7 protein-coding genes are annotated in these 5,741 nt (G+C 68.3%); 1 reads left to right on the forward strand and 6 read right to left on the reverse strand.

Annotation, left to right across the window (positions count from 1 at the left end; all coding sequences use genetic code 11):
• The 6 genes from VGI12_22845 to VGI12_22870 all read right to left on the reverse strand — a co-directional run.
• On the reverse strand, positions 1–479 hold a 479-nt coding region (locus VGI12_22845), incomplete at its 3' end, for a S24 family peptidase (GenBank protein ID HEY2435526.1).
• Positions 476–661, reverse strand: coding sequence for a hypothetical protein (locus VGI12_22850; protein ID HEY2435527.1), 186 nt, complete (start codon positions 659–661; stop codon positions 476–478). The genes VGI12_22845 and VGI12_22850, both read right to left, overlap by 4 nt.
• Positions 658–1,689 (reverse strand): radical SAM protein, encoded by a 1,032-nt coding sequence (locus VGI12_22855; GenBank protein HEY2435528.1) that lies wholly within the window; start codon positions 1,687–1,689, stop codon positions 658–660. Before VGI12_22855 ends, VGI12_22850 begins: the two co-directional genes overlap by 4 nt.
• Entirely contained in the window at positions 1,686–2,009 is a 324-nt protein-coding gene (locus VGI12_22860) for a PqqD family protein (GenBank protein HEY2435529.1), read from the reverse strand. The genes VGI12_22855 and VGI12_22860 overlap by 4 nt, the downstream gene beginning before the upstream one ends.
• The gene (locus VGI12_22865) at positions 2,006–2,812 is read right to left on the reverse strand and encodes a hypothetical protein (protein ID HEY2435530.1); all 807 of its coding nucleotides are present in this window, start codon (positions 2,810–2,812) and stop codon (positions 2,006–2,008) included. The genes VGI12_22860 and VGI12_22865 overlap by 4 nt, the downstream gene beginning before the upstream one ends.
• Positions 2,813–2,867: 55 nt before the next feature.
• On the reverse strand, positions 2,868–4,613 hold the full coding sequence (locus VGI12_22870) for a hypothetical protein (GenBank protein HEY2435531.1): 1,746 nt from the start codon (positions 4,611–4,613) through the stop codon (positions 2,868–2,870).
• A 183-nt stretch (positions 4,614–4,796) separates the two neighbouring features.
• Here VGI12_22870 and VGI12_22875 point away from each other — a divergent pair.
• On the forward strand, positions 4,797–5,741 hold a 945-nt coding region (locus VGI12_22875), incomplete at its 3' end, for a nucleotidyltransferase family protein (protein ID HEY2435532.1).

The raw sequence follows: 5,741 nt of genomic DNA on the forward strand, positions 1-5,741 counted from the left end.
AGGCGCACTCGCAGGGCCGTCCATTCGCTGGTGACGAGCCCGCGGACGCGCGCCAGCCGCGTGCGGCCGGCCGGTGCGCGAAACAGGCTGCGACGGCCGACCGCGATGACTCGGCCCAGCAGATCGCCCGCGTCGAACGGCAGGTCGGCCGCCCAGAGCGCGTCACCGCGTGTGACGAGCGCGCGTTTGTCCGCCCGGATACCGACGTCGATCAGACGATGGGCAATCAGGTGTCCGTCCCGCGCATACAGCACGATGTCACCCAGCCGGAGATCAGCGACGCGGCAGCCGGAGACGAGGAGGATGTCGCGCGAACGGATGGCCGGCTCCATGCTGCCGCCGAGCGCCCGCAGACGCACCGTCCCGAACGCTCGCAGCGCGACCGCCAGCAGGGCTGGGGCGGCGGTGTCGAGCGGTGTCACGCGGTCGTCCGCTGCCTCGCCCACGTCGTCGCGCCGCCGGGTGGGCGGACGCCTCACGAACTCTTTCTGACCGCTCTGCAGGCGCCGCTCGTCGGATTGACCTTGCCACAGGCCAGCGCCATCGTCTCGAAGACCTGCTCGCGCTGGAACGCGGGTTTCTGATATGGCTTCTTCGCCGCCGCGGCCGCCGGCGACTCGGGATCGGTCGGAGGCCCGGATGGTGGTCTCTCGGAGTTCATGCGATGTCCTTTCCGGCGGCCATGCCGCGCGCCCGCACCGTGGATTTCTCGCAGTCCGCCGACGAGGGACCTTTCATGTTCCCTTCCATGTAGGCCAGGCCCGGGCACCGCGTGCAGGTCGTCATGAAACTGCAGGTCGAGCAGGTTGGCAGATCGCGCATGCGGATCGCCCGCACCTCGTTCATCTCCGGCGACTGGTGCCAGACGTCGTTGAAGCGCTGGCCGCGCAGGTTGCCGGTCGGCAGCGGAAACTGCACGCACGGGAAGACGTCCCCGTAGGGCGAGATGTAGCAGGCGGTGTGGCCGGCGCTGCACGGACTCGCGTCCAGCATCTCTTCGTCTGTGGCCTCGTTCGTCGAATCTCCGATCAGCGTCTTGTCGGTATAGACGCGCAGCAGCTGCGGCTCGGAGATGCGCAGGTTCAGGATCGACGTGTCGCCGTCCATCTTCGGGGTGATCGTCGGATCGATGGTGCAGTCGACGCCGAGCTCGGCGGCGAGCGCCCGCACGTGCGGATAGTCCCCCGCGTTCTGCCGCATGAGTACGTTGGCGATGAGCACGTGCAGCCCGCGGGTGCGCAGGAAGCGGATCGCCGCCAGCGATCGGTTCAGCGATCCCGGCACCTTGGTGATGGCGTCGTGGACCTCTGGCCGATGCGAGTAGATGCTGACCTGCACCGAGCGGATACCGAGATCGCGGAGGCGGTCCGCCTCGCGCTCGCCGAGGAGAATCGCGTTGGTCTTCAGCTTGACGTCGAACCCGAGCGCACGCGCGTAGCCGAGGAGCTCGAACAGATCCTTGCGCAGGAGCAGCTCGCCGCCGCTGAAGATCAGGAAGAGCGTTCCGGCTGACGCGAGCTGATCGAGGATGCTCTTGACCTCGGCGGTGGTCAACTCGCCGTGGTCGTCGTGATCGAGGTAGCAGTGCACGCAACGCTCGTTACAGCGGTAGGTGAGATCGAACTGGACCGACAGCGGCACGCGCTCGTCGAGCGCGCGATCCCACACGCGCTGCATCAAGGTGCTCATGCGCCGGCTCCGGTCGCCGCCGCCTGATCGGCCGCCGGCAGCGGCTGGCCCGAGGTTCGCAGCAGACCTTCCGCACTGAGCGCGGCGAGCAATTCCGACGCGTCCCGGAGCGCGGTCGCGGCGTCGACGTCGTAGTCGCGGCAGATGACGTCGCGCACCACCGCAGCGAGCGGTGTCTGCCCGTCGGCCGCTTCCCAGACGGCGCTGGCCACGGGGTTCAGCACGAAGAGACTCGAATCGTCCGCGCGCAGGATGACGACCTCGCCGGCGACCTTCCGGGCGGCCAGCTGGCCGGCGCGCGTGAAGAACACGTCGCTCATACGATCGTGCTCCAGACGCGTGCGTCGGGCGCGAACGCCAGCCGGAACGCCGGCACCGCGCCGGCGACATCGCAGGCGGTGTCGAGCAGATGCTCGGTCAACGTCGGGTCGGCCGCGAAGAACAGCATGTTGCGCATCAGCATCTGCACGGCCGCCCCTTCCGAGAGACGCTCGCGGCTGGGGTCGGGCGCCCAGCCCAGGCCGAACACGGCGGCCACGGGCGCCGACACGGGTTCGCCGGAGTCGCTGGACTCGCCGGCGAACGGGGTGCCGTACGCCATGTAGCGATCGCCGACCCGCCGCACGTAAGAGATTTCGTCGGTCAGCACGACCGCGTCGCTTGGCGCGAGCCGGGCGATGGTGGTTTTCCCCGCCCCGGAGGGACCCGTGAACAGGAACGCCCGCCCGTTCCGCACGACGCTCGATGCGTGCAGCAGAAAGCCGCGTGCCCGCGACAGCAGGAGCGTGTGCACGATGCGAAGAACGGAATCCGCGGCGTACGGGCTCAGACGCTGGCGAATCCAGCCGCGCCGCGCCTCCGGGTCCCACTCGGCGCGAAAATCGCCGCGGCGCAGGCGCCACAGGCCATCCTCGGCGCGCACCTGGAGATCCTCATCGCGATCGCCGTCCTCGTCCTCTGCCTCTTCCGGAATCACGCTGATGTCGAACTCACAGGCCGGCGCCGCCGAGGGGGCGACAAAACGATGGAACCGCTGCCGAAGCACCGTCGCCAGTGTCAGATCGCCGGTCGACAACGCCACCGGCACATCTCCCACATCGACGACGATGGTGGCCCGGTGCATCACGTGTGTGGAATATAGCGCAGACGGCGCCTCGTGACCAATGTCCGGGTGCGATTTAGAACGCCTGCGCCAGCTGCACGATCGTGCTCATCGTGGTCGACGCGACACCGATCGTGCCGAAGTAGATGTTGGCCTTCGCCGTGTTTCCGGTCATCGCGGCCAGGTTCGTGTCGATGATGATGCCCGAGAGGACGCCTTGGGCGGGCGCGAACGAACTCGCCATCGCCGACGGTGTGGCATCGGTGCCGGTGAAGCCGGCGCCGATCCGGTTCAGGGATTTGTAGTTGCCGGTGCTGCCGCCGACGAAGATGAAGTCCGGATTCGACGCCGCGCCGGTCAGGAACTCCGTGACCGGGCTGGTGCCGACGACCGCGACGCCGCCGCTGTGCGCCAGCGCCGCGTTGCCGATGATGTTGCCGACCTCGCCGTTGTAGCTGAGGCGAATCAGGTAGGTGTTGGTGCCGGCGGCGTTGGTGGCCGCGCCGTACAGGCTGCCGTTGTTCGTCGACCAGAACGCGTCGTCGAACGCCGGCGACACCGGCGCGATCGTCGTGGTCGACGGTCCGGTGAAGGTGTACGACGTGGGTACCTCGCCCGAGGCGAACTGCATGTTGAACACGCCGTAGGCGCGGCCGCCAGAGCCGTTGATGTCGTTGCTGGATGTCACGATCTTCCCGTTGGTGACGTCCAGCACCGGAGCCGAGAGTCCGCCGCCCACCGAGCCAGTGCCGGAACCGCCCTGGTACGAGGCGACGGACGCATAGGGTGTTACGCCTCCCAGATCGATCCGATAGACCCGCCCGTCAGCGCTGGTGGTGTAGATCTGGTTGTTCCAGTACACCGGCGACTGGACCTGGGCCGCGCCGCAGAGGACCGGGAAGCCGTTCGCCGTGTACTTCGCCGCGGCGCTGGCGTCCACGCCCGTGACCCGATGGACGTGGCCGACCGAGTCCCCGAAGAAAATCTGGTTCGTGTCGTAGTCCAGGTACGGAGAGGCGACGTCGTTGGTGATCCCTGCGTAGGTCAGCTGAAAGAGCTGGTCGCTGCTGGCCGTACCGATGGGGGACGACGAGAGCGTGTGGGTCTGAGTCCACGTGTTGGTCGCGAAGCTGTAGGCGCCGGGAGTCGTCGTGATGTTGTTCACGTTGATGGCGTGGAGGATTGGTCCGCCATTCGCCGACGGTCGCGACTCGATCACATACAACACGGTGCCGTCGAAGCTGGGCACGGCGGACGTCGCGGTGCCGTAGGGCAGCGCGATGCCGAACTTCACGGTCGGCGTCGTGCCGAGCGCATTACCAGTACACCCGGCGTAGGCGTTGGTGATCGCGATCAGGTTGACCGCCGAGGCGCTGCCGGGCTGATCGACGGTGAAGTAGACCACGTCGCTGCAGCTGTACGCCGAGATGTCGAAGCTGTACTTCGCGGGCGATCCGACGACGTTGCCGTAGCCGCCGGTGCGCAGGCTCCAATCGAGGTGCGGCGCGGCGGTCTCCGCGGGCGACTTGCCGGCTCCCCCGCGAATCAGATCCAACCACCCGTCGCGGTTGGCCTCGCGGGCCTGCTGTGCCCACTGCAATTGCATCTGCTTGCGCGCACTGCGCCAGTTCTTGTCGATATTCCGATCACCGTCAGGGCCGAACCGCGCCGCCATGATGCGGGCGTGCGACCAGTCCGAAGGGCCGCCGCGGCGGCGGCTCTGCGCATCTCCGGGAATGCTCCAGGATGCGGCCATCGCCGCGACGACGACGCACGTACCGGCGCTTCGGAACACGACCCTGGCGATGGCTCTCTTGAACACGAACACCCTTCTTGAAAAGTGGACGAGGACGGACTAGCAAATCAAACGCCAAGCCGAAAATCTCAACAAAACCCCACTTCGAGCCTCGACTCGGGTTCGTCGCGGTGGCCCGAAATGGAGCACTGGTGTCCCGAAACGTCGCACGATCGCTCGCCTCGGTCGGCGCCGCATACTATTCAGGCAATGCCGCTCTCGCCGGGCGAACTCGCGGTGTGCCGGATGCTGTCGGGCGTCGACGAGCCGTTGACGCCCGCGCTCCTGGAGGTGGCGGTCGCTCATCGGGTGCACTGGCTGCTGGCCGCCGGGCCCTGGCGCGACGCGTCCGGCGATCTCAGTGCGACGCTCCAGCGCGAACTCCGGCAGGCGGCGGCGTTCGACGCCTGGTGCGAGCAGGACCTCACGGGCCTCCTCGACGCGCTCGCCACCGCCGCCATCGACGTGCTGCTGATGAAGGGGGCGGCGCTTGCCTATCTGATTTATGACTCGCCGCATCTGCGCGTGCGGGTCGACACGGATCTCCTGATCCGCCGCGAGCAGCTGGAGGCGGCCGAGCGCGTACTGGCGGTGCACGGCTGGCGGCGTCCGCCGGAGAGCAATCTCGAGCTCGCGGGGGCACAGCGGCACTACGAGAAGCCCGCGGCCGGGTCCCGCCGGGTGCATCTCGATGTGCATTGGCGTATTGCCAATCCGCGGACGTTTTCCGACGCGCTGTCGTTCGACGAGATCAGCGATCGTGCCGTGCCGGTGCCGCCGCTCGGCCGCGCCGCGCGGGCGCCCGGGACGGTCGACGCGCTATTCCTCGCCTGCCTGCACCGCGTCGCGCACCACGATGACGAGGTGGACCTGCTCTGGCTGTGGGACATTCACCTGCTCTTCGCGCGTCTGTCCGTAACCGAGGAGGCGGCGTTCGTCGCACTCGCGTTGCGCACGGCGATGACGGGCGTCTGTGCGCGCGGCCTGTCGCTCGTCGCGAGCGCCTTCGCGACGCCTGGGGCGGCGACGCTGGCGTCGCGTCTTCGCGCCGCGGGCGCGGGTCGATCGGAGCCGGCCGCGCGATTCCTCGGCGGCGCCCGGCCGATCGCGACGCTGCGCGCGGATCTGACGAGCGTCTCGAGCTGGCGACTGGCG

The organism is Vicinamibacterales bacterium (genome assembly GCA_036496585.1).
Lineage (GTDB): Bacteria > Acidobacteriota > Vicinamibacteria > Vicinamibacterales > 2-12-FULL-66-21 > JAICSD01.